Annotated in this window: 1 protein-coding gene and 2 pseudogenes; all 3 read left to right on the top strand. The window is 73.2% G+C overall.

The genetic code is table 11. The features are described from left to right. A pseudogene (locus K789_RS0114035) lies at positions 1–712 on the top strand (hypothetical protein); the annotation flags it as partial. After that, positions 706–2,142 (top strand): bifunctional PIG-L family deacetylase/class I SAM-dependent methyltransferase, encoded by a 1,437-nt coding sequence (locus K789_RS0114030; RefSeq protein ID WP_024367302.1) that lies wholly within the window; start codon positions 706–708, stop codon positions 2,140–2,142. The pseudogene K789_RS0114035 and the gene K789_RS0114030, both read left to right, overlap by 7 nt. Further along, positions 2,142–2,364, top strand: a pseudogene (locus K789_RS0114025) (glycosyltransferase); the annotation flags it as partial. The gene K789_RS0114030 and the pseudogene K789_RS0114025, both read left to right, overlap by 1 nt.

Here is a 2,364-nt window from a genome sequence, read left to right as displayed (position 1 = left end):
CAAACCGGCGGACGGCTGTTTCCTGCTGCACGGCGCCAAACCGTGGTGCTCCCTGGCCGCCCAGCTGGACCACGCCGTCGTGACCGCCCACCTGGTCGACGGCGGCCGGGCGGCGTTCGCCGTCGACCTCCACGCCAACGGCGTCAGCTTCGAGGACCCGCAGTGGACCAGCCGGGGACTCACGGAAATCCCCAGCGGCACAGTGCACTTCGACGCCGTTCCAGCCGTGCCGCTGGGCGACGCCGGCTGGTATTACCGCCGGCCCGGCTTCGCCTGGGGCGGCATGGGCGTGGCGGCCTGCTGGCTGGGCGGCGCCGTCGCCGTGGCCCGCGGGTTCAAGGATGCCCTGCTCGCAGCGGCCGACGGCGGCCGCGAACCGGACCAGCTTGCCCTCGCCCACCTCGGCGAGATCGACCGCACACTCACCGCCCTGACCGGATACCTGGCCCGGACCGCCGCACGGATCGATGCCCGCGAATTCTCGGACCGCGGCGCCTGGAGCGAGGCCCTCCGCGTCCGCGGCAACGTGGCCACCGCTGTCGAACGCATCCAGACCCTCGTCAGCCAGAACCTCGGACCCGCCCCGCTCGCCTTCGACCCGGTCTACGGCAAGCGCATGGCCGACCTCTCGCTGTACATCCGGCAGCACCACGCCATGCGCGACGACGCGCAGCTCGGAGCCCTCACGCTCAAGGGGGATCACCCGTGGTGAGCTTCACCCACCAGGACACCGGCACCAGCGAGGACGCCTGGGCAGCCAGCGGGCTGGCGGCGCTCCCGGAGTTGCCGCTCGACGCCGGCGAGCTCGCCGGCCAGGCTTTCATCGTCCTGGCCGCGCACCCCGACGACGAATCCCTCGGCGCCGGAGGCCTGATGGCCCGGCTGCGGGGGCTGGGAGCCCGGGTCACGGTCCTGTTGTGCACGGCGGGGGAGGCCTCCCACCCGGACTCACCCACGACGACGCCGGAACAGCTCGCCGCCGTGCGGCTCCAGGAATTCGGCAGCGCGCTGACGCACCTGCTGCCGGATCCGGACTGGCGGTACCTCGCCCTGCCCGACGGCAAGCTCGCCGGGCACCGGCCCGAGGTGCACGCCGCGCTGAAGCACGCCATCACCGACACAACCCACGCAACGGGGCTGCCGGCGGGGCGCATCACGCTCGTTGCGCCCTACCGGCACGATGGCCACACGGACCACGAGGCACTGGGCTCCGTCGCCGCCGAGGCCGCAGGCGCAGGCGGCCACGGACTGCTGGAATACCCCATCTGGTACTGGCTCTGGGCGGACACCGCGGACCCGGCCTGGCAGTCCTGGCTGCGCCTGCCGCTGGATCCCGCCNNGCGGGCCAAGGCGGCAGCGATGTCCTCCCACACCTCTCAAGTCCGGCCGCTGTCCGGCCAGCCCGGGGACGAGGTGCTGCTCCCGCCGGCGTTCCTGGCACACTTCGACCGGCCCTTCGAGACGTTCGCGTGGCAGCGCCCGGCCGCCGGCGCCCCCGGTGCCAGCTCCTACGCCGCCGCCGATGCGGAAGGTGTTTTCGACGCCGTCCACACCGGAAACGACGACCCCTGGCAGTACACCACCAGCTGGTACGAACACCGCAAGCGCACCCTCACCCTCGCGGCCCTGCCCGGCCTGAACTACGCGGCAGGACTGGAGATCGGCTGCTCGATCGGAACCCTCAGCGTCGAACTCGCGCGACGCTGCACCAGCTTCCTGGCCGTCGACGCGAGCAGCGCCGCGCTGGCCCACGCCGCCCGGCGCCTCGAACACCTCCCCGCAGCCCGGACCCGCCACCTCACCGTCCCGCAGGACTGGCCGGACGGCCGGTTCGACCTCATCGTGGTCTCCGAGGTGGGCTACTACCTTGCGCCCGGCGAGCTTGCCGGGCTGTTCGAGCGGGTCGAGGCCGCACTCCTGCCCGGCGGCACCCTGGCCCTGTGCCACTGGCGGCATCCGATCTCCGGCTGGGAGCTCGACGGCGACGCCGTGCACGCAGCCGCACGACGCCAACTGGGCTGGGCCGACGCCGGACTGTACCGGGAGCGCGACTTCATCCTGGAGGTCCTGGTCGCGCCGGGGTCCGCCGGGGAACCGCAGCCGGCCGCCGCCGTCGTGCCGGGCCCGGAAGGGTGGGAGTAATGGCCGCCCTTGCCCAGCCGCTGCCGCGCGGACACAGCATCGACCGGATCGCCGTCGTGATTCCGGCCCACAATGAGGACGAGTACCTCGGACGCGCGCTGCTGGCGGTGCAGCGCGCCGCCGATGCCCTGCAGGGGATGCGTCCCGAGGTGGAGGTCCAGGTGGCAGTGGTCCTGGACAGCTGCACCGACGGCTCCGCCGGCATTACGGCCGGCTTCGAGG

It is taken from the genome of Arthrobacter sp. TB 26 (genome assembly GCF_000427315.1).
Taxonomy (GTDB): domain Bacteria; phylum Actinomycetota; class Actinomycetes; order Actinomycetales; family Micrococcaceae; genus Arthrobacter.
This window is presented reverse-complemented; position numbering and strand designations above follow the sequence as displayed.